Genomic DNA, 19,716 nt, shown 5'->3' with positions numbered 1-19,716 from the left:
GCTCAACCGCAAAAAAAACCAGAAAGAATACTCACGCGTCGCGCAGCGATTGCAGCGCGGGCCGCGCCAACACATGCCGCAGACTCAGCCACCCGCCGACGCCCGCACACGCGACTCCAGCGGCAACACCCGCCGGCAGCAGCCACGGATCGAAATCCAGATAGAACTCGAACACGTGCGTTGCCAACAGCGAGCCGACGATCTGCGCACCGAGCGCCGCCATCAGTCCGGCGAGCGCGCCGACCGCAACGAATTCGGCCACCTGCACCGCACGCACCTGACGATGCGATGCACCCAACGCGCGCAGCAGCGCGGATTCTCGCATACGCTCGTCGCGCGTGCCGGCGAGCGCCGCGTACAGGACCAGCACACCGGCCGCGAGCGTAAACGCGAACAGGAACTGCACCGCCCCTATCACCTGTTGCAGGACGCGCTGCACCTGCGCGAGGATCGGGCCGGTGTCGATCGCGGTGAGATTCGGATACGCGGCGATCAGGCCATCGATCGTCGACTGTTTGTGCGCCGGCAGATGGAAGCTCGTGATGAACGTCGCCGGGAAATCCTGCAACGAGACGGGCGGCATCAGCACGAAGAAGTTGACCTTGAACGACCCCCAGTCGAGCTTGCGCACGCTCGTGACCGGTGCGTCGACCGTGAGGCCCGTCACGTCGAAGCGCAGCACGTCGCCGGGCTTCACGTTGATCAGCTTGGCGAGACCCTGCTCGATCGAGATCTGCGGCTTCGTCGTATCGCCGAACCAGGTGCCCGCCGCGATCCGGTTGTCCTCAGGCAGCTGCGTCGTGTACGACAGGTTGAACTCGCGGTCCACGAGGCGCCGCGCGTCCGCGCCCTTGAACGAGTCCGGGTTGACCGCCTTGCCGTTGATCGCGACGAGCCGGCCGCGCACCATCGGCGAAAGCGCCGCGCCGGCGATGCCGTGCGCGTCCAGATACTGCGTGACCGCGTCGCGCTGATCGGGCTGGATGTCGATGATGAACTGGTTGGGCGCGTCGGGCGGCGTCGATTTGCGCCAGCCCTGCACGAGGTCGTTGCGCGTCATCGCGATCAGCAGCAGGCACATCAGGCCGATGCCGAGCGCGGTAATCTGCAGCGCGCTCGTGCTGCTGCGCCGCTCCAGCGACGCCAGCGCATAGCGCCAGCCGACGCCCGCATTGACGCGCTCACTGCGCACCACGTGTGCCGCGCCCCACAGGACCAGCCGGGCGATGCCCGCGAACACCAGCAGCCCGCCCGCGAAACCGCCCGCGACGATGCCGCCGAGCTTCAATTCCCCGGCGGCGAGAATCAGCAGCCCCGCGAACAGCACGATGCCAAATGCGTAGGCGGCCCACGCCGTGCGTCCCTCCTCACCCCATTCACGGCGCAGCACGCGCACCGGCGGCACGCGCGTGAGCGGCAACAGCGGCGGCAGCGCGAAGCCGAGCAGCAGCACGAGACCGGCGGCGATGCCTTCGAGCGCGGGCCACAGCGTCGGCTGCGGCAGCACCACGTCGATCAGGCCGCCGAGCCACGTCAGTAGCGCGAGATGTCCGAGATAACCGAGCGCCACGCCGAGCACGCCGCCCATCACGCCGAGCCCGACGAATTCGAGCGTAAACAGCGCGCGCAGCGCGGCCTGGCTCACGCCGAGACAGCGCATCGCCGCGCAGCTGTCGAGGTGCCGGCGCATATAGCGGTGCGCGGCCATCGCGATCGCGACCGCCGCGAGCAGCGCGGTCAACAACGACACGAGCGTCAGGAAATGGCTCGCGCGATCAAGCGTCTGGCGCACCTGCGGCTGGCCGTCCTGCAACGACTCGAGCGCGACGCCGCGCATCTTGCCGCTGTCGACGTGGTCATGCGCGAACTGCGCGAAGCGCGCGACCGCGTCGTCGGGGCCGGCGACCAGCAGCCGGTACGTGACGCGGCTGCCATATGTGATCAGGCCGGTCGACTGCACCTCGTCGGCGCGCAGCATCAGGCGCGGCGAAAAGTTGACGAACGAAAAGCCGCGGTCGAGCTCGCGCGTGATCAGTGCGCCGACCGTGAAATTGCGATTACCGACCTTCACCGCATCGCCGATCTTCAGCTTCAGTGCGTCGAGCAACTCCTCATCGACCCACACCGTGCCCGGCGCCGGAATCGACGTCGCCGGATGATCAGCCGCGCCTGCTGCCGGCGCGATCCGCAATGCGCCGCGCAGCGGGTAGTCCGGCGACACCGCCTTGACGGCGGCGAGCCGCGACGCCGGTTGCGCGCCGGTCGAATTGATCATGCTCGGGAAGATCGCCGTGGTGGCGGTGCGCAGGCCGAGTCTGTGCGCCTCGGCAGCGAATTGCGGATCGACCGGATGATCGGCGCGCACGATGAAGTCAGCCGCGATCATGCGCCGCGCGTCGCGCTCGAGCCCCTGATGCAGGCGATCGCCCAGAAACCCGACGCTCGACAACGCCGCGACCGCCAGCACGAGCGCGAGCAACAGCATCGTCAACTCGCCCGCGCGCCAGTCGCGCGCCGTCATCCGCATGGCCTGGCGCACCAGATCGATGCCGCCGAACCGGCGCGCGGCCCTCGCGTCAACGCGCGCCCTTGAACCCGCCTTAGATCCTGATAGTGCTTCGCTCAATCGTGCCTGCTCCTCGCAAATCGCGACACCATGTGCGTGGCCATGCCGCGAAAACTGCCCTGCACGCCACGCCACAACCGCGGCAATGCCCACGCCGCGAGCAGCAGGAAGCCTACCATCAAGACCAGAAACGCGAGCGGCGCGAACAACGCGAGCAGCACGCCGCCGAACGCGAGGCCGTCCTCGGCGGTCGACGTGACGACGTTCGACACCGGCTCAGGCGACAGATTGATCAACGCGCGGGTGCCCGCCTTCGCGAGATGCGCGGTGCCGGCGAGCGTACCGCCCGCGAGGGCGGCGACGGCCAGCAGCGCCGGATCGGCGTGGCCGAGCGCGCCGGCGGCCAGCACGGCGCCGGCCGGAATGCGGATGAAGGTGTGGATCGCGTCCCACAGCGAATCGAACGCGGGGATCTTGTCGGCGAGGAATTCGGCGAGCGTCAGCACGGCCGCCGTGCCGATCACCCACGGCGAAGACAGCGCGGACAAGGTGTTCGGCAAATGAATCAGGCCAAGACGTTCGAACACGCCGGCCAGCAGGACCGTCAGATAGAGGCGTAGACCGCTGCCCCATGAAAGGCCCGCTGCAAGCGAAAGTGATTCAAGCATGGCCGCCTCCACGCGTTTTGTGCGTGCCGGGCGCCGCGGCGGAAACAAGCGGGCGTTCCGCGCCGAAGCCGTCAGACTCGCCAGGCCGGCCGCGCCAGCCAGGCCGCGGACAATCTCAGGGTCGTTTCTGTCTCATTATAGCGACGATAATTCGCAGAACATCGAGCCGCGAATCCTCGCTGTGGTTTGCCAGCAATGGTCGCCGCGAGCCGAGCGGCCGCGGCCGTCGAGTCAGTGCCCCGACGACAGCTTCAGCCCGACGAGGCCGATCACGATCAGCGACGCACTGGCGACGCGCGCGACCGTCAGGGCCTCGCCCATCATCATGACGCCAAAAATGAACGCGCCTACCGCGCCGATCCCTGTCCATACGGCATAGGCCGTGCCGAGCGGCAGCTGGCGCATCGCGAGCGCGAGCAGCACGAAGCTGCCGAGCGCGGTCACGACCGTGAAGACGGACGGCCAGAAGCGGGTGAAACTTTCGGAAGTTTTGAGACCGGCCGCCCACGCGACTTCGAGCAAACCGGCAATCAATAGAAGAAACCAGGACATCGAAACAGCTCCATGAAAAATGGGGCCGTCCCCGATGATTGATGAAAGCGTAAGGTCGTCCTTACGTCAGGAGATTATAACGGAGCGCCATCCTGGCCGAACTCACGCCGCGCCCACCAGACGGTAGCCGACGCCCGTCTCCGTGACGATATGTTCCGGCTGCGCCGGGTCGCGCTCGAGCTTGCCGCGCAAATGCGCCATGTAGATGCGCAGATAGTGGTGGCTCTCGACATGCGACGGCCCCCACACGTCGCGCAGCAACTGCCGGTGCGTGAGCACGCGGCCGGCGTGCCGCACGAGTGTCGCGAGCAGCCGGTATTCAATCGGTGTCAGATGAATCGCGGCGCCGTCGCGCGTGACCTGGCGCAGCGCGAGGTCAACAGTGACCGCGCCGAAGCGCACCTGCGGCGATTCGCCCGCGCCGCCGTGATTGCGCCGGCGCAGATGCGCGCGGATCCGCGCGAGCAGTTCGGACACGCCGAACGGCTTGGTCAGATAGTCGTCGGCGCCGGCGTCGAGCGCGGCGACCTTCTCGCTTTCCTGAGTACGCGCCGACAGCACGATCACCGGCAGCTCGCTCCAGCCGCGCAGCTCCCGGATCACGTCGAGGCCGTCGGTATCCGGCAGGCCGAGATCGACGATCACGAGGTCGGGCTTGCGCGTCGCCGCTTCGACGAGCCCCTGCTTGCCGGTCTCGGCGTCGTACACGGTGATGCCCTCGCCTTCGAGCGCGGTACGCACGAAGCGACGAATCTGCTTTTCGTCTTCGATCAGGACGACGGTGATGCTCAGGTCACTCATGGGTGGGTCGGGTGAGCGGATTGAGGTCGGCGGCGGCGGCGGTGGTGACGCCTTCGTCTTCGAGCGTATCGGGTGCGGCGGGCGGCGTCTTCACCGGTAGCGTGAACCAGAAGCGCGCGCCTTCGACGTGGCCATCGGCGGCAATCCGGTTGAGCGCGCCGATTGTACCGCCGTGCGCCTCGACGATCGCGCGGCAGATTGCGAGCCCAAGGCCGATGCCCGGTTTCGCCGACTCCTTCTCGCCGCGCGTGAATTTCTCGAACACGCGCGCTTCCATGCCGGCGGGCAGGCCGGGGCCGTTGTCATCGATCGTGATGCGCACGAACGACGCGCCGTCAGCGTCGATCTGCTGCGCGCCGATCGCGAGCGGCGTGCCGGACGGAGTGTATTTGGCCGCGTTCTCGAACAGGTTCGAGAAGAGCCGCTCCATCAGCACCGCGTCGAGATGCAGCAGCGGCAGATCGGCCGGCAGCGTGACCTGCACCCGACGGTCCGCGAGCACGCGCTTGCAGGCGCGCAGCGCGGCGCCGACGGTCTCCTCGAGCAGCGTCCATTGCTGGTTCAGTTGCAGGCTACCGGCCTGCAAGCGTGCCATGTCGAGCAGGTTCGTGACGATGCCGGTCATGCGCAGCGCCTCTTCGTGGATCGCGTCGACGAGTTCGTCGCTGCGCCGCGCGACCGATGGCGCCTCGGTCGACGCGGCATCCAGCTCGTGAGCCCCTCGCCCCTGCCGCCCTTGCGCGAGCATCGACGAAAACCCCACGATCGTCGTCAGCGGCGTGCGCAGATCGTGCGAAATCGCCGACAGCAGCGAATTGCGCAACCGTTCCGATTCCATGTTCACGAGCGCATCGCGCGCGATATCGACGTAGTGCACGCGTTCGAGCGCGAGCGCGATCTGCGCGGCGAACGCATCGAGCATGCGCCGCTGCTCGGGCACGGTCAGCTCGCGCTCGTCGCGCACGACGACCGCGAGCACGCCGCGCGTGCGCATCGGCGCCTTCAGCGGCAAATACAGCGCCGCCGCGGCCGGCAAGGTGTCGGTGCCGTGACCGGCCGGCTTCTGCTGGTCGTAGACCCACTGGCCGACGTCGAGATCGAGCGCGTCGCCTTCGAGCGTGATCGCCGCGTCGGGGTCCTCGATCTTCTGTTTGACCGTATCGACACTGTCGGGCAGCAGAATCGCGACGCGCGCGCCGAACACCTCGCTCACGTGCCGGGTGCCGATGCCGACGATCTGCTCGGTGGTCAGCGCCGCGGCGAGTTCGCGCGTCATCTCGTACATCACGCCGGTGCGCTGCTCACGGCGTCGCGCGACGCTCGCCTCGCGGCGCAGGCTCGAAGTCAGATGGCTGATCACGAGCGAGGTCAGCAGCATGGTAAAGAACGTCAGCAGGTACTGCGTATCGGAGACCGACAGCGACATGCGTGGCGGCACGAAGAAGAAATCGAACGCGGCGACGCTCGCGAACGACAGCACGACACCCGGCCCGCGCCCAAGCTTCACCGCGGTAAAGATCACGCCGAGCAGATACAGCATCACGAGGTTGGTCAGATCGATGTGGTCGATCAGCTGGCTCGACAGCAGCGTGATCGCCGTGCCGATCGCAAGCGCGAGCGCGTACGCGCGCGGCGGCGAACGGCGCTCGCGGGCCGCGCTCAACGCCTCGCGCCACGCGTTCGCGGTCGTGCTCAGCAGACGCCGCTGCTCGCCGCCATCGCGCTCCGACGACACGCGAATCAGCGTGAGATCGAGATCGCCGCTTTTCTCAGCGATGCGCTCGCCGAGCGGCCGACGCAGCCAGCGGCTGATGCCCGTGCGCGACGATGCGCCCGCCACCAGTTTCGATACGTTGCGCGCCTGCGCGTAACCGATCAGCGCGTCGAGCGCATCGGTGGCGGCAAGCGTCGCGGTTTCGGCGCCCAGCTCGGCGGCGAGCTTCAGCGCGTTCAAGGTGCGTTCGCGGCGCGCGTCGGGCAGCCGCTGCAACGCGGGCGTTTCGACGTAAACCGCGAGCCAGTCGGCCTTCAGGCTCGCGGCGAGGCGCGCCGCCGAGCGCACCAGCGCCGGCGCCTCCGGACCGGGACCGACGCACACCAGCAGCCGCTCGCGCGCCTGCCAGATACGCTGGATCGACCGGTCTGCGCGGTACTCACGCATCTGCGCGTCGACGCGATCGGCCGTGCGGCGCAGCGCCAGTTCGCGCAGCGCGATCAGGTTGCCCTTGCGAAAGAAGTTGCGCACCGCGCGCTCGGCCTGCTGCGCCATGTACACCTTGCCGTCGCGCATGCGGTCGAGCAGTTCCTCGGCCGGCAGATCGACGAGCGTGACTTCGTCGGCATGGTCGAACACGCGATCGGGCACCGTCTCCCACACGCGGATACCCGTGATCTGGCCGACCACGTCGTTCAGGCTCTCCAGGTGCTGCACGTTGACGGTCGTATAAACGTCGATACCCGCGTCGAGCAGTTCGTAGACGTCCTGCCAGCGCTTCAGATGACGCGCGCCCTGCACGTTCGAATGCGCGAGCTCGTCGACGAGTATCAGTTGCGGCTTGCGCGCGAGCGCGGCGTCGAGATCGAACTCGCCGAGCTTGCGGCCGCGATACTCGATCTGCGCGAGCGGCAGCACGTCGAGCCCTGCGAGCAGCGCGGCAGTTTCGCTGCGCCCGTGCGTTTCGGCAATGCCGACCAGCACATCGACGCCTTCTTCCTGGCGGCGGCGCGCGGCCTGCAGCATCGCATAGGTCTTGCCGACGCCGGCCGACGCGCCGAAGAAAATTTTCAGCCTGCCGCGCTGACGTTTTTCTTCGTCGCGCTGCAGCTTGTCGAGCAGTTCGTCTGGATCGGGGCGGTTCATGCTCAGTGGTTCTGATAGTCGTGCGAGCGGCGGTGTCTGCATGGTGGCACGGCCCGCGCCGGCCCGCAAATGGCGGCGCGGCGCCACGCGGACGCCGCTGTTTTATCGATGGACCGCAAGCGCGGTCCTGCGCGGTCCTCTTGCCTCTGCGTCGACGCGTTGCGTCGGCGTGTCAGCCGCGCTTCATTTCATCGAGCGCGAGATTGAGCTTCAGCACGTTCACGCGCGGCTCGCCGAGCACACCGAACTGGCGCGCCGTCGTGTAGCGCTCGACGAGCGCCTGCACGTCGTTCGGCGCGAGGTGACGCGCCTGCGCGACACGCTCGATCTGATACGCGGCGGCGGCCGGACTGATCTCCGGATCGAGCCCGCTGCCCGACGACGTGACCAGATCGACCGGCACCGGCTTCGACATGTCAGTGCCCGCTGCCTTTAGTGCGGCGAGCCGGCCCTTGATCTCGTCGAGCAGCGCCGGATTGTTCGGCCCGAGGTTCGAGCCGCCCGAGTTCAGCGGGTTGTACGGCATTGGCGTCGTCGCCGACAGCCGGCCCCAGAAATACTGCGGCGCGTCGAACTGCTGGCCGATCAGCTGCGAGCCGACCACCTTGCCGTTCTGCTCGATCAGGCTGCCATTGGCCTGTTCGTGGAACGCCGCCTGGCCGAACGCGGTCATCACCGCGGGATAAGCGAGTCCGGTGATCACGGTCAGCACCGCGAAGATCACGATCAGCGGACGAAACAGATTTTTCATGATGGATCTCTTTCCCTTTTCATTTCCTGGTCACTGCGTGGCGGGCGCTGCGCGCTCACACCCAGCCGAACGCGGCGAGCACCATATCGATCAGCTTGATGCCGATGAACGGCACGATGATCCCGCCGAGGCCGTAGATCAGCAGATTGCGGCGCAACAGGATCGCCGCGCCGAGCGCGCGATAGCGCACGCCCTTCAGCGCCAGCGGAATCAGCAGCACGATGATCAGCGCGTTGAAGATCACCGCCGACATGATCGCGGAGGCCGGAGTCGCCAGATGCATCACGTTCAGCGCATTGAGCGCCGGATACGTCGACGCAAAGGCGGCCGGAATGATCGCGAAGTACTTGGCGACGTCGTTGGCGATCGAGAACGTGGTCAGCGAACCGCGCGTCATCAGCATCTGTTTGCCGATCTCGACGATCTCGATCAGCTTGGTCGGATTCGAATCGAGGTCGACCATGTTGCCAGCCTCTTTCGCCGCCTGCGTGCCGGTGTTCATCGCGACCGCGACGTCGGCCTGCGCGAGCGCGGGCGCGTCGTTGGTGCCGTCGCCGGTCATCGCGACCAGACGCCCTTCGGCCTGGTGCGCGCGAATCGTCGCGAGCTTCGTTTCAGGCGTCGCTTCGGCGAGGAAGTCGTCGACGCCGGCTTCGGCCGCGATCGCGGCGGCGGTCAGGCGGTTGTCGCCCGTCACCATCACGGTCTTGATGCCCATCTTGCGCAACTCGGCGAAGCGCTCCTTGATACCGCCCTTCACGACGTCCTTCAACTCGATCACGCCGAGCACGCGCGCGCCCTGCTCGCCCTTCTCGGCGACCACGAGCGGGGTGCTGCCGCGTCGCGCGACATCAGCGACCGCATTGCTGACTTCGTTCGGGAAACGGCCGCCGTTCACTTCGACGTAGTGCTTGACCGCATCGGCTGCGCCCTTGCGAATTTCGCGGCCGTGCGTCCCCGGGGGAGTCCCCGCGGGCGACAGATCGACGCCGCTCATGCGCGTTTGCGCGGTGAACGCGAGAAAAGTCGCGTGCAATGAGCTCATCTCGCGCTGGCGGATATTGAAGCGCTGCTTCGCGAGCACGACGATGCTGCGGCCTTCCGGCGTTTCGTCGGCAAGCGACGACAACTGTGCCGCATCGGCAAGCGCTTCTTCGCTCAGACCCGGTGCGGGAAGGAATTGCGACGCCTGGCGGTTGCCGAGCGTGATCGTGCCGGTCTTGTCGAGCAGCAACACGTCGACGTCGCCAGCCGCTTCGACGGCGCGGCCCGAGGTCGCGATCACGTTCGCCTGCATCATGCGGCTCATGCCGGCCACGCCGATCGCCGACAGCAGGCCGCCGATCGTCGTCGGAATCAGACACACGAGCAGCGCCACGAGCGCGGTGATCGTCACCACGTGGCCAGCCTTGGCGGCCTCGACGGAGAACATCGAGAACGGCAGCAGCGTCGCGGTGGCGAGCAGCATCACGATCGTCAGCGCGACGAGCAGGATGGTCAGCGCGATTTCGTTCGGCGTCTTCTGACGCTTCGCGCCTTCGACCATCGCGATCATGCGGTCGAGAAACGCCTCGCCCGGGTTCGCGGTGACGCGCACGACGATCCAGTCGGACAGCACGCGCGTGCCGCCCGTCACCGACGAAAAGTCGCCGCCCGACTCGCGGATCACCGGCGCCGATTCACCGGTAATCGCCGATTCGTCGACCGACGCAACGCCGTCGACCACTTCACCGTCGGCCGGAATCACGTCGCCGGTTTCGACCAGCACGACGTCGCCTTTACGCAGATCCGACGCGGTCATGACGCGGATCGGCGACTTCGGATGCGGCTCGTTGAGCTTCTTGGCCATCACGTCTTTCTTCGCGCTGCGCAGCGACGCGGCCTGCGCCTTCGATCGGCCTTCGGCGAGCGCCTCCGCGAAGTTCGCGAACAGCACCGTGAACCATAGCCACAGCGTGACCGCGAGAATGAAGCCCGCGGGCGCCTCGGCCTGGCCGCCGAGCGCGGCGATCCACAGAATCGTGGTCAGAATGCTGCCGACGTACACGCAGAACATCACCGGGTTGCGAAACTGCGTGCGCGGCGTGAGCTTTCTAAAGGAGTCCACGATCGCCGGGCGCACCAGCGCCGGGTCGAACATGGACCGCGTAGCGTTATGTTCAGTCATTGAATCCTCGAATTTCCGTGTGCGCTTGCAGGCTTCGTCCGTACAAGCGCCGGTTCGGTCATGGGTTCGCGGCCGCGCGTCACTGCACGCCCATCATCATCAGATGCTCGACGCCAGGGCCGAGCGCGAGCGCCGGGACGTAGGTCAGCGCGCCGACCAGCAGCACCGTGCCGAGCAGCAGCACGACGAACAGCGGTCCGTGCGTCGGCAGCGTGCCGCCGGTGACGCCGATGCGCTTCTTCGCGGCGAGCGAGCCGGCGATCGCGAGCACCGGCACGATCGTGCCGAAGCGGCCGAACCACATCGCGATCGCGGTGAGCCAGTTGTAGAACGGCGTATTCACCGTCAGACCCGCGAACGCGCTGCCGTTGTTGTTCGCGACCGAGCTGAACGCGTAGAGGATTTCGGAGAAACCATGCGCGCCGGGGTTCGAGATGCCGGCCTTGCCCGCATCGGTCAGCACCGCGATCGACGTACCGACCAGCACGAGCATCGGCGTGAGCAGCACGACGATCGACACCATCTTCATCTCGTACGCTTCGATCTTCTTGCCGACATACTCAGGAGTACGTCCGATCATCAGTCCCGCGACGAACACCGCGAGCAGCGCGAACACGAGCATCCCGTACATGCCGGAGCCGACGCCGCCGAAGATCACTTCGCCGAGCTGCATCAACAGCATCGGATACAGGCCGCCGATCGGCGTCAGCGAATCGTGCGTATTGACGACCGCGCCGCACGACGCCGCCGTCGTCGCCACCGTAAAGATGCCCGACTGCGCGATGCCGAAGCGCGTTTCCTTGCCTTCCGCATTGCCGCCCGCCTGCAGTGCGCTCGCAGACTGATCGACGTTGAGCACGGTGAACGCCGGATTACCGCTTTGCTCGGCGCTGATCTCGCCGAATACGCAGACACCGAACGCGATCGTCATCGCGGCGAGCACGGCCACGCCCTGCCGGCGGTCGCCGATCACACGGCCGAACACGAGCGTAAGCGCGGCCGGAATGATCAGGATCGAGAAGATCTGCACGAAGTTCGAGAACGGCGTCGGGTTTTCAAACGGATGCGCGGAGTTGGCGTTGAAGAAGCCGCCGCCGTTGGTGCCGAGCATCTTGATCGCTTCCTGCGACGCGACCGGACCCATCGCGATGGTCTGCGTCTTCGCCTGGGTGTCGACGGTCACCGGATTACCCTTCGCGTCCTTGACCGGATTGCCTTGCGCGTCGAGCTTCGGCGCGGCGTAGGTGGTGGTCTGCAGCGTCGGCACGTCCTGAAACGCCTTGAAGTTCTGGATCACGCCCTGGCTCATCAGCAGCGCCGCGACGAGCGCCGCCATCGGAATCAGCACGTACATCGTCACGCGAGTGATGTCGACCCAGAAGTTGCCGATCGTCTGCGCGGTATGACGCGCGAAGCCGCGAATCAGCGCCATCACGACGACGATGGCAGTCGCGGCCGACATGAAGTTCTGCACCGTCATGCCGAGCATCTGCGTCAGATAGCTGACGGTCTGTTCGGGCGTGTAGTCCTGCCAGTTCGTGTTGGTCACGAAGCTGACCGCGGTGTTGAACGCGCTGTCGACCGACATCGCGCCGAACTGCTGCGGATTGCCCGGCAGCCAGCCCTGCACGCGCAGCAGCACGTACAGGAATGCCACGCCGAGCACGTTGAACGCGACCGTAGCAATCGCGTAATGCTTCCAGCCCATTTCCTGCGATGGATCGACACCCGCGATGCGGTAAAGCAGCCGCTCGAGCGGCGCACCGAAGCGCACCACGCGCGAGCTGCCGTCCATCACGGCACCAAGATAGCTCGCCACCGGCACCGCGGCGGCCAATAGCACGACGATAAAAAGACTCGCCTGCAGGACATTGTTCGCGTTCATTCAATGTCCTCCGCGCGCAGCAGCGCATACACGAGATAAATGAAGAGCAGCGCGGTGGACGCGCCGGAAAGCCAAAGCATCCAGGTCATGAGCGGTCTCCCTGCCCACGACGGAACTGCATCAGCTTCTCGCAGCCGCCAATCAGCCCAAAGGTCAGCGCGGCGAATACCACGAGCCCCCCGACATACAGCACATCCATTTTTCTTCCCCATTGACGGATTTTGGATACATGCAACGATATGCCGCTCCGCCTAAAGGGCTGGTCAAAGATGGCCGGGTGCGCGTAAAAATCGCGTAAACGGCAAAGGCCGTTTCATCGCACGATGAAACGGCCTTTCAGATGACGCGGATCGCTGACTGAGTTAGCGGTTCTTCTTTTACGGCAGCAGGATCGTCGACCCGGTCGTGCGCCGTCCTTCGAGATCCGCATGCGCTTGCCCGACGTCAGGCAGCGCATAGCGCTGATTGATGCTCGTCCTGACCTTGCCGGAAGTCAGCACGTCGAACAGCTCGGCCGACATCGCCTCGTAATCGCTACGTTTCGCGATATAGGTGAAGAGTGTCGGGCGCGTAAAGAACAGCGAGCCGCGCCCCGCGAATTCCGACGAATCGATCGGCGGCAGCGGACCCGACGCGTTGCCGAAGCTCACGAACAGGCCGAGCGGCGCGAGGCAGTCGAGCGACTTTTCGAAGGTGTCCTTGCCGATCGAATCGTAGACGACCGGCACGCCCGCGCCGTTGGTGATCTCGCGTACACGCTTGGTGAAGTTCTCGCGCGTATAGACGATCGCGTGATCGCAGCCGTGCGCTTTCGCGATCTCGGCTTTTTCGTCGGAGCCGACCGTGCCGATCACCGTCGCTCCGAGCGCCTTCGCCCACTGGCACACCAGCAGACCGACGCCGCCCGCCGCGGCCTGAATCAGGATCGTGTCGCCGGCCTTCACCCTATACGTACGGCGCAGCAGATACTGCGCGGTCAAGCCTTGCAGCATCACCGACGCAGCCTGCTCGTCGCTGATCGCATCGGGCAGCTTGACGACCTGCGCGGCCTGCAGCACGCGCTCCTGCGCATAGGCGCCAGGCGGCCGCGCGACATACGCGACGCGATCGCCGACCTTCAGACCGCTCACGCCCGGGCCGACCGCGCTGACCTCGCCGGCCGCTTCCATGCCGAGCCCGCCCGGCATCGGCAGCGGATAGAGGCCCGTGCGGAAATACACGTCGATATAGTTGAGGCCGACCGCCGTCTGACGGATGCGGATCTCGCCCGCGCCGGGCTCGCCCACCTCGACGTCGACCCATTTCATTACGTCGGGGCCGCCGGTTTTGTCGAATCGGATTGCCTTGACCATCATGTCTCCTTGATCTGCCTGGAAAGTTTTCTGGATGTCGGTCTGGATCTCCGTGCAGCGACGCGCGGGCTTACGCCTCGCCGGCAAGACGCAGGGTCAGCACGTCGAGCACCATGCGCGCGGTGGAGATGTTCGTCGCGCACGGAATGTTGTGCACGTCGCACGCGCGCACGAGCGCGTTGATGTCCGGCTCATGCGGCTGCGGCGTCATCGGGTCGCGCAGGAAAATCACCATGTCGACGCGCCCTTCGGCGAGCTGCGCGCCGATCTGCAGGTCGCCGCCGTGCGGGCCCGACAGCATGCGCTCGACCGTGAGGCCATGCGCGTCGCTGATGCGTCCGCCGGTCGTGCCGGTCGCGACGATCTCACAGCGCGCGAGCGTGGCAGCGTATTCGCCGGCCAGTTTGACGATGTCGTCCTTCTTGTGATCGTGCGCGATCAGCGCAATGCGGGTGGTCATGACGTAAGACTCCTCAAGCCGTAGTAACTATCGTTGTTGTGGTGATGTGTGTCGTTCGCGCGAGGCGCGCTCAGAATGTACCGGGGTAAGCGCCGCCGTCGATCAGCCAGTTCTGCCCGGTGATATAGCCCGCATGCACGCTGCACAGGAACGCGCAGGCCCGGCCGAATTCATCGCGATTGCCGAACCGCCCGGCGGGGATCGTTTTCATGCGCTGCTTGCGCGCTTCGTCGACGGAAATGTTGTAGGTCTTCGCTTGCGCCTCGAACGTTACCCCGATGCGGTCAGTGTCGAACAGCCCCGGCAGCAGGCTGTTGATCGTCACGCCGGTCGGCGCGACCTTGCGCGCGAGGCCCGCGACGAAACCGGTCAGCCCCGAGCGCGCGCCGTTCGACAGACCGAGCACGTCGATCGGTGCCTTCACCGCCGAGCTCGTAATGTTGACGATGCGCCCGAAGCCGCGCGCGCTCATCGTGTCGATGGTCTGACGGATCAGCTCGATCGGCGTCAGCATGTTGGCTTCGAGCGCGCGAATCCAGTCTTCGTGCGTGAAGTTGCGGAAATCGCCCGGCGGCGGCCCGCCCGCGTTGTTGACGAGGATATCCGGCTGCGGGCATACGGCGAGCGCGGCCGCGCGGCCTTCGGGCGTGGTGATGTCGCACGCGACCGTCTTCACCTCGACGCCGCTCTGCTTGCGGATTGCCTCGGCGGTCGCTTCAAGCGTCTCGGTGGTGCGCGCGACGATCGTCAGGTTGACGCCCTCGGCGGCGAGCGCTTCAGCGCAGCCGCGCCCCAGACCCTTGCTCGCCGCGCAGACGAGCGCGGTACGTCCTGCGATTCCCATGTCCATGTGTCTATCCTCGTGGCGAAGTTTCCCCGATTCTAGAAGAATCAGTGCCGGACTGTGCCGCGCCGCTGCAATCTCAGGTATCGCCGGGCGCGACTCTTTCGGTAAACTTGCGCGGTGGCGCGCTTCTCCTGCCCTCCGCCCCGCTTCCTGGTGCTGACAGGACGACCGGGTGGGCGCGCCGAACCGATCCACCTTGCCGCCGCCCGCGAGCCCGCCATGACCCAGGACAGCCGTTTTCCCAATCTTTTCATCCTCGATCACCCGTTGATCCAGCACAAGCTGTCCCATATGCGCGACCGGGACACGTCGACGCGCACGTTCCGCGAACTGCTGCGCGAAATCACGCTGCTGATGGGCTACGAAATCACCCGCAACCTGCCGATCACCACGCGCCGCATCACCACGCCGCTCGTCGAAATCGACGCACCCGTGATCGCCGGCAAGAAGCTCGCGATCGTGCCGGTGCTGCGCGCTGGCGTCGGCATGTCGGATGGTCTGCTCGAACTGGTGCCGTCGGCGCGGGTCGGCCACATCGGCGTGTATCGCGCGGAGGACCATCGGCCGGTCGAATATCTGGTGCGCCTGCCCGATCTCGAAGACCGCGTGTTCATCCTCTGCGATCCGATGGTCGCGACCGGCTACTCGGCCGTGCACGCGGTCGATGTGCTCAAGCGCCGCAACGTGGCCGCCGAAAACATCATGTTCCTCGCGCTCATCGCCGCACCCGAAGGCGTGCAGGTGTTCCAGGACGCTCACCCGGACGTCAAGCTGTTCGTTGCGTCGCTCGACTCGCATCTGAACGAGCACGCGTACATCGTGCCGGGTCTCGGCGACGCGGGCGACCGGCTGTTCGGCACGAAGAACTGACGCAAGGGCTCTGCAGGGGCGGCATTGCGACGCCGCTGCCCGGCAACTGGCCCCGCTTTCGAGCGGATTCCGCCGCCCCGGGCACACCGCCGCGCCCCCCCTCTATTTCATTTTCGCTTCAAATTCATTGCGTCTGCGCCCTGTTTCGCGCCGCGGCCCCCTCTGCCGCACCCGCGCGGCGTGATAAAATTCGAATCCGCTTGACGAGCGGCTCGTCCCGCACGATCACTCGCACCACCGTCCGCCATTTCGACTGGCGCACCACGCCTTCGCATCAGGTCATGCGGCGCCTGGCCGCGCAAGCTGCCCCGCCCCCACCGCGCTGCGGCCCCGCCCGGCCGGTCACGCACGAAACGGCACGAACACCCAGCGGCGGGCAAGTGTGGAACGACGTGCGGGAACAGCCGGGCTCAGATCGGCGGCTGCGGGCAGGTTGGGGACGGAGCCCCGCCGGGAGCCTTTCACCAGACGGTTTGACATCGAGGCGCAACACGCGAGGCGCCCGACATCGCAACGACAATTGCACTATGCGTGCGCCCCGTTGGCGCGCGCGACGGAGAAAAGTATGGCGGGTCATTCGAAATGGGCCAACATCAAGCATAAGAAAGCAGCGGCCGATGCCAAGCGCGGCAAGGTCTGGACGCGGCTCATCAAGGAAATCCAGGTCGCGGCCCGTCTGGGCGGCGGCGAAATCGACTCGAACCCGCGTCTGCGGCTCGCGGTCGATAAGGCGTACGACGCCAACATGCCGAAGGACAACATCAACCGCGCGATCCAGCGCGGTGTCGGCGGCGCGGACGGCGCGAACTACGAGGAAATCCGCTACGAAGGCTACGGCATCGGCGGCGCAGCGGTGATCGTCGACACGATGACCGACAACCGCACCCGCACCGTCGCGGAAGTGCGTCACGCGTTCTCGAAGAACGGCGGCAACATGGGCACCGACGGTTCGGTGTCGTTCATGTTCGATCACGTCGGCCAGTTCCTGTTCGCACCCGGCACCGCCGAAGACGCGCTGATGGAAGCCGCGCTCGAAGCGGGTGCCGACGACGTCATGACGAACGAGGACGGCAGTATCGAAGTGCTGTGTCCGCCGCACGATTTTTCGAAGGTGAAGGCTGCGCTCGAAGCAGCGGGCTTCAAGGCCGAAGTGGGCGAAGTCACGATGAAGCCGCAGACCGAAGTCGAATTCACCGGCGACGATGCCGTGAAAATGCAGAAACTGCTCGACGCGCTGGAAAATCTGGACGACGTGCAGGAAGTCTATACAAACGCGTCGATCGCCAGCGAATGATGGGACGCGGGGCATCGTTTGCCCTTGCTGTTGATGGTTTATTGCACGGCTGAGCACACCGCTCGGCCGTTTATGGTTTTCAAGTCTCGGGGATTCACATGAAGTTACTCGTCGTCGGTTCCGGCGGTCGCGAACATGCGCTGGCATGGAAGCTCGCGCAATCGCCGCGGGTCCAGCTCGTCTACGTCGCGCCGGGCAACGGCGGCACCGCTCAGGATGAGCGTCTGCTCAACATCGACATCACCGAGCCGGCCGCGCTCGCGGATTTCGTCGAAAAAGAACAGATTGCATTCACGCTGGTCGGGCCGGAAGCGCCGCTGGCGGCAGGCATCGTCAACCTGTTCCGCTCGCGTGGCCTGAAGATCTTCGGGCCGACCAAAGAGGCCGCCCAGCTCGAAAGCTCGAAGGATTTCGCTAAAGCGTTCATGAAGCGCCACGGAATCCCGACCGCCGAATACGAAACCTTCGCTGACGTCGCCGCCGCGCACGCGTATCTGGACGCCAAGGGCGCGCCGATCGTGATCAAGGCCGACGGCCTCGCCGCCGGCAAGGGCGTCGTGGTCGCTCAGACGCTGGAAGAAGCGCACGCAGCGGTCGACATGATGCTGTCGGACAACAAGCTCGGCGACGCCGGCGCGCGCGTCGTGATCGAGGAGTTCCTCGGCGGCGAGGAAGCGAGCTTCATCGTGATGGTCGACGGCAAGCACGTGCTCGCGCTCGCGTCGAGCCAGGATCACAAGCGTCTGCTCGACGGTGACCAGGGCCCGAACACGGGCGGCATGGGCGCCTACTCGCCCGCGCCGATCGTCACGCCGCAACTGCATGCGCGCGTGATGCGCGAAATCATCCTGCCGACGGTGCGCGGCATGGAGAAGGAAGGCATCCGCTACACCGGCTTCCTGTACGCGGGCCTGATGATCGACGCGCAAGGCAACCCGAAGACGCTCGAATTCAACTGCCGGATGGGCGACCCCGAAACGCAGCCGATCATGGCGCGTCTGAAGGGCGACTATTCGAAGGTGGTCGAACACGCGATCGCCGGCACGCTCGACACCGTCGAGCTCGAATGGGACCGTCGCACCGCGCTCGGCGTCGTGCTCGCCGCGCACAATTATCCGGACACGCCGCGAAAGGGCGACCGCATCAACGGCATTCCCGCCGAAACCGCGGATTCGGTCACATTCCACGCCGGCACCACGCTGGCGGATGGCAAGCTGACCACCTCGGGTGGGCGCGTGCTGTGCGTCGTCGGTCTCGCGGATTCAGTGCGTACCGCGCAGACGGCCGCCTATCAAACGATCAACCAGATCGCGTTCGACGGCATGCAGTATCGCCGCGACATCGGCTATCGCGCGCTCAATCGCAGGCACGACGGCAAGTAAGCAGCGCTTGCGCTGGCTGCCGTACGCGCGACAGCACGCGCCGCGGTCAGCGCACGGTCGGCGCCTCAGGCGGCGCGGCGCGGGCACGCTACACTGCATCTTTCGCGCTCGTCGCGACACACGGGCACGGAGCCCACGGATCGACGGAAGCGGCAAGCCGCCACTCCACATCCGCCTCCGGCTCCCGCACAATCCGCATGAGCGGTCCGAGCGCACAGGCACCCAGCCCGGCGCGAAAGCGTCCGTCGCCCTCTTTCGAACAACCCGCGGCACGACGAGCGTGCCGCCCTCAGCACCTGCATTCATGAGCAATTCGAGCTACGACGCACAGGCCGTGCGCAGCTGGCTGCAAGGCCTGCAATCGCAAATCGCGGACACGCTGGGCGCCTTCGACGGCACCGCGTTCGCGACCGACGCATGGCAACGCGCGCCCGGCGAGAAGCTGCGCGGCGGCGGCGTCACACGAATTCTCGAAGGCGGGAAGTTCTTCGAGCGCGCGGGCATCGGCTTCTCGGACGTCGCGGGCGACGCGCTGCCGGGCTCGGCGAGCGCCGCGCGGCCGCAACTGGCCGGGCGAGGCTTCGAAGCGATGGGCGTGTCGCTCGTGCTGCATCCGCACAATCCGCACTGCCCGACCGTGCACATGAACGTGCGTCTGCTCGTTGCGACCAGGGAAGGCGAAGAGCCGGTGTTCTGGTTCGGCGGCGGCATGGACCTGACGCCGTACTACGGCTACGAGGAAGACGCGCGGCATTTCCACCAGATGTGCCGCGACACGCTCGCGCCGTACGGTGCGGACCTGTACCCGCGCTTCAAGCGCTGGTGCGACGAATACTTCTTCCTGAAGCACCGCAACGAGCCACGCGGCATCGGCGGGATTTTCTTCGACGATTTCTCGGCGCCGGGCTTCGACGAGTCGTTCGCGATGCTCAAAAGTGTCGGCGAAGGCTTTCTCAAGGCGTACCTGCCGATCATCGAGCGACGCCGCAACACGCCTTACGGCGAAGCCGAGCGGGCGTTCCAGGCCTATCGGCGCGGCCGCTACGTCGAGTTCAATCTGGTCTTCGACCGTGGCACACTGTTTGGGCTGCAGAGCGGCGGACGCACCGAATCGATCCTGATGTCGATGCCGCCCGTGGCGAACTGGCGCTACGACTGGCAGCCCGAGCCGGGCACGCCGGAAGCGCGTTTGTACAGCGATTTCCTCGTGCCGCGCGAGTGGGTGTGACGCGCCACAAGTCTCGCTTACAGTCACGACAAA

17 protein-coding genes are annotated in these 19,716 nt (G+C 66.2%); 4 read left to right on the top strand and 13 right to left on the bottom strand.

What is annotated here, in order from left to right:
- Nucleotides 1-31: 31 nt before the first annotated feature.
- The 13 genes from L0U81_RS04800 to L0U81_RS04740 form a co-directional block, all read right to left on the bottom strand.
- Complete coding sequence (locus L0U81_RS04800; RefSeq protein WP_233804215.1) at nucleotides 32-2,521, bottom strand: ABC transporter permease; 2,490 nt, start codon at nucleotides 2,519-2,521, stop codon at nucleotides 32-34.
- A gap of 101 nt (nucleotides 2,522-2,622) precedes the next feature.
- Nucleotides 2,623-3,234, bottom strand: a complete 612-nt coding sequence (locus tag L0U81_RS04795) for a DUF4126 domain-containing protein (protein WP_233800429.1) — start codon at nucleotides 3,232-3,234, stop codon at nucleotides 2,623-2,625.
- A gap of 231 nt (nucleotides 3,235-3,465) precedes the next feature.
- On the bottom strand, nucleotides 3,466-3,786 hold the full coding sequence (gene sugE / locus L0U81_RS04790) for a quaternary ammonium compound efflux SMR transporter SugE (RefSeq protein WP_233800428.1): 321 nt from the start codon (nucleotides 3,784-3,786) through the stop codon (nucleotides 3,466-3,468).
- Between the two features lie 102 nt (nucleotides 3,787-3,888).
- Nucleotides 3,889-4,587 carry a two-component system response regulator KdpE gene (gene kdpE / locus L0U81_RS04785; protein ID WP_233800427.1) on the bottom strand — a complete coding sequence of 233 codons (699 nt, stop codon included), beginning with the start codon at nucleotides 4,585-4,587 and terminating at the stop codon, nucleotides 3,889-3,891.
- Complete coding sequence (locus tag L0U81_RS04780) at nucleotides 4,580-7,447, bottom strand: DUF4118 domain-containing protein (RefSeq protein ID WP_233800426.1); 2,868 nt, start codon at nucleotides 7,445-7,447, stop codon at nucleotides 4,580-4,582. Before L0U81_RS04780 ends, kdpE begins: the two co-directional genes overlap by 8 nt.
- A gap of 172 nt (nucleotides 7,448-7,619) precedes the next feature.
- Nucleotides 7,620-8,198 (bottom strand): potassium-transporting ATPase subunit KdpC, encoded by a 579-nt coding sequence (gene kdpC, locus L0U81_RS04775; protein WP_233800425.1) that lies wholly within the window; start codon nucleotides 8,196-8,198, stop codon nucleotides 7,620-7,622.
- Nucleotides 8,199-8,253: 55 nt separating this feature from the next.
- Entirely contained in the window at nucleotides 8,254-10,365 is a 2,112-nt protein-coding gene (kdpB, locus tag L0U81_RS04770) for a potassium-transporting ATPase subunit KdpB (RefSeq protein WP_233800424.1), read from the bottom strand.
- Nucleotides 10,366-10,444: 79 nt separating this feature from the next.
- Nucleotides 10,445-12,250, bottom strand: a complete 1,806-nt coding sequence (gene kdpA, locus L0U81_RS04765) for a potassium-transporting ATPase subunit KdpA (protein WP_233800423.1) — start codon at nucleotides 12,248-12,250, stop codon at nucleotides 10,445-10,447.
- Entirely contained in the window at nucleotides 12,247-12,339 is a 93-nt protein-coding gene (gene kdpF, locus L0U81_RS04760) for a K(+)-transporting ATPase subunit F (protein ID WP_008919673.1), read from the bottom strand. Before kdpF ends, kdpA begins: the two co-directional genes overlap by 4 nt.
- Nucleotides 12,336-12,449, bottom strand: coding sequence for a hypothetical protein (locus L0U81_RS04755; protein WP_008919674.1), 114 nt, complete (start codon nucleotides 12,447-12,449; stop codon nucleotides 12,336-12,338). Before L0U81_RS04755 ends, kdpF begins: the two co-directional genes overlap by 4 nt.
- Before the next feature lie 178 nt (nucleotides 12,450-12,627).
- On the bottom strand, nucleotides 12,628-13,602 hold the full coding sequence (locus tag L0U81_RS04750) for a quinone oxidoreductase family protein (protein WP_233804213.1): 975 nt from the start codon (nucleotides 13,600-13,602) through the stop codon (nucleotides 12,628-12,630).
- 70 nt (nucleotides 13,603-13,672) lie between these two features.
- Entirely contained in the window at nucleotides 13,673-14,062 is a 390-nt protein-coding gene (locus L0U81_RS04745) for a methylglyoxal synthase (RefSeq protein WP_233800422.1), read from the bottom strand.
- Between the two features lie 70 nt (nucleotides 14,063-14,132).
- Entirely contained in the window at nucleotides 14,133-14,912 is a 780-nt protein-coding gene (locus tag L0U81_RS04740) for an SDR family oxidoreductase (protein WP_233800421.1), read from the bottom strand.
- Nucleotides 14,913-15,128: 216 nt separating this feature from the next.
- Between L0U81_RS04740 and upp the strand changes: the two genes are divergently transcribed.
- The 4 genes from upp (at nucleotide 15,129) to hemF (ending at nucleotide 19,683) form a co-directional block, all read left to right on the top strand.
- Nucleotides 15,129-15,779, top strand: coding sequence for a uracil phosphoribosyltransferase (upp, locus tag L0U81_RS04735; RefSeq protein WP_233800420.1), 651 nt, complete (start codon nucleotides 15,129-15,131; stop codon nucleotides 15,777-15,779).
- Between the two features lie 565 nt (nucleotides 15,780-16,344).
- The gene (locus L0U81_RS04730) at nucleotides 16,345-17,073 is read left to right on the top strand and encodes a YebC/PmpR family DNA-binding transcriptional regulator (protein ID WP_233800419.1); all 729 of its coding nucleotides are present in this window, start codon (nucleotides 16,345-16,347) and stop codon (nucleotides 17,071-17,073) included.
- 98 nt (nucleotides 17,074-17,171) lie between these two features.
- Entirely contained in the window at nucleotides 17,172-18,455 is a 1,284-nt protein-coding gene (gene purD, locus L0U81_RS04725; protein WP_233800418.1) for a phosphoribosylamine--glycine ligase, read from the top strand.
- Between the two features lie 304 nt (nucleotides 18,456-18,759).
- A complete protein-coding gene (gene hemF, locus L0U81_RS04720; protein WP_233800417.1) occupies nucleotides 18,760-19,683 on the top strand; it encodes an oxygen-dependent coproporphyrinogen oxidase in 924 nt (307 codons plus the stop codon).
- The last annotated feature ends 33 nt before the right edge of the window (nucleotides 19,684-19,716 follow it).

It is taken from the genome of Paraburkholderia sp. HP33-1 (assembly GCF_021390595.1).
Taxonomy (GTDB): Bacteria; Pseudomonadota; Gammaproteobacteria; order Burkholderiales; family Burkholderiaceae; genus Paraburkholderia.
Note: the sequence above shows the minus strand (reverse complement) of the source record. Positions and strands in the feature narration are given on the sequence as shown.

What these genes read in the sequence shown, in the direction of transcription:
- L0U81_RS04800 (WP_233804215.1), bottom strand. Translation starts at nt 2,521, where the DNA reads ATGACGGCGCGCGACTGGCGCGCGGGCGAGTTGACGATGCTGTTGCTC.
- L0U81_RS04795 (WP_233800429.1), bottom strand. Translation starts at nt 3,234, where the DNA reads ATGCTTGAATCACTTTCGCTTGCAGCGGGCCTTTCATGGGGCAGCGGT.
- sugE (WP_233800428.1), bottom strand. Translation starts at nt 3,786, where the DNA reads ATGTCCTGGTTTCTTCTATTGATTGCCGGTTTGCTCGAAGTCGCGTGG.
- kdpE (WP_233800427.1), bottom strand. Translation starts at nt 4,587, where the DNA reads ATGAGTGACCTGAGCATCACCGTCGTCCTGATCGAAGACGAAAAGCAG.
- L0U81_RS04780 (WP_233800426.1), bottom strand. Translation starts at nt 7,447, where the DNA reads ATGAACCGCCCCGATCCAGACGAACTGCTCGACAAGCTGCAGCGCGAC.
- kdpC (WP_233800425.1), bottom strand. Translation starts at nt 8,198, where the DNA reads ATGAAAAATCTGTTTCGTCCGCTGATCGTGATCTTCGCGGTGCTGACC.
- kdpB (WP_233800424.1), bottom strand. Translation starts at nt 10,365, where the DNA reads ATGACTGAACATAACGCTACGCGGTCCATGTTCGACCCGGCGCTGGTG.
- kdpA (WP_233800423.1), bottom strand. Translation starts at nt 12,250, where the DNA reads ATGAACGCGAACAATGTCCTGCAGGCGAGTCTTTTTATCGTCGTGCTA.
- kdpF (WP_008919673.1), bottom strand. Translation starts at nt 12,339, where the DNA reads ATGACCTGGATGCTTTGGCTTTCCGGCGCGTCCACCGCGCTGCTCTTC.
- L0U81_RS04755 (WP_008919674.1), bottom strand. Translation starts at nt 12,449, where the DNA reads ATGGATGTGCTGTATGTCGGGGGGCTCGTGGTATTCGCCGCGCTGACC.
- L0U81_RS04750 (WP_233804213.1), bottom strand. Translation starts at nt 13,602, where the DNA reads ATGGTCAAGGCAATCCGATTCGACAAAACCGGCGGCCCCGACGTAATG.
- L0U81_RS04745 (WP_233800422.1), bottom strand. Translation starts at nt 14,062, where the DNA reads ATGACCACCCGCATTGCGCTGATCGCGCACGATCACAAGAAGGACGAC.
- L0U81_RS04740 (WP_233800421.1), bottom strand. Translation starts at nt 14,912, where the DNA reads ATGGACATGGGAATCGCAGGACGTACCGCGCTCGTCTGCGCGGCGAGC.
- upp (WP_233800420.1), top strand. Translation starts at nt 15,129, where the DNA reads ATGACCCAGGACAGCCGTTTTCCCAATCTTTTCATCCTCGATCACCCG.
- L0U81_RS04730 (WP_233800419.1), top strand. Translation starts at nt 16,345, where the DNA reads ATGGCGGGTCATTCGAAATGGGCCAACATCAAGCATAAGAAAGCAGCG.
- purD (WP_233800418.1), top strand. Translation starts at nt 17,172, where the DNA reads ATGAAGTTACTCGTCGTCGGTTCCGGCGGTCGCGAACATGCGCTGGCA.
- hemF (WP_233800417.1), top strand. Translation starts at nt 18,760, where the DNA reads ATGAGCAATTCGAGCTACGACGCACAGGCCGTGCGCAGCTGGCTGCAA.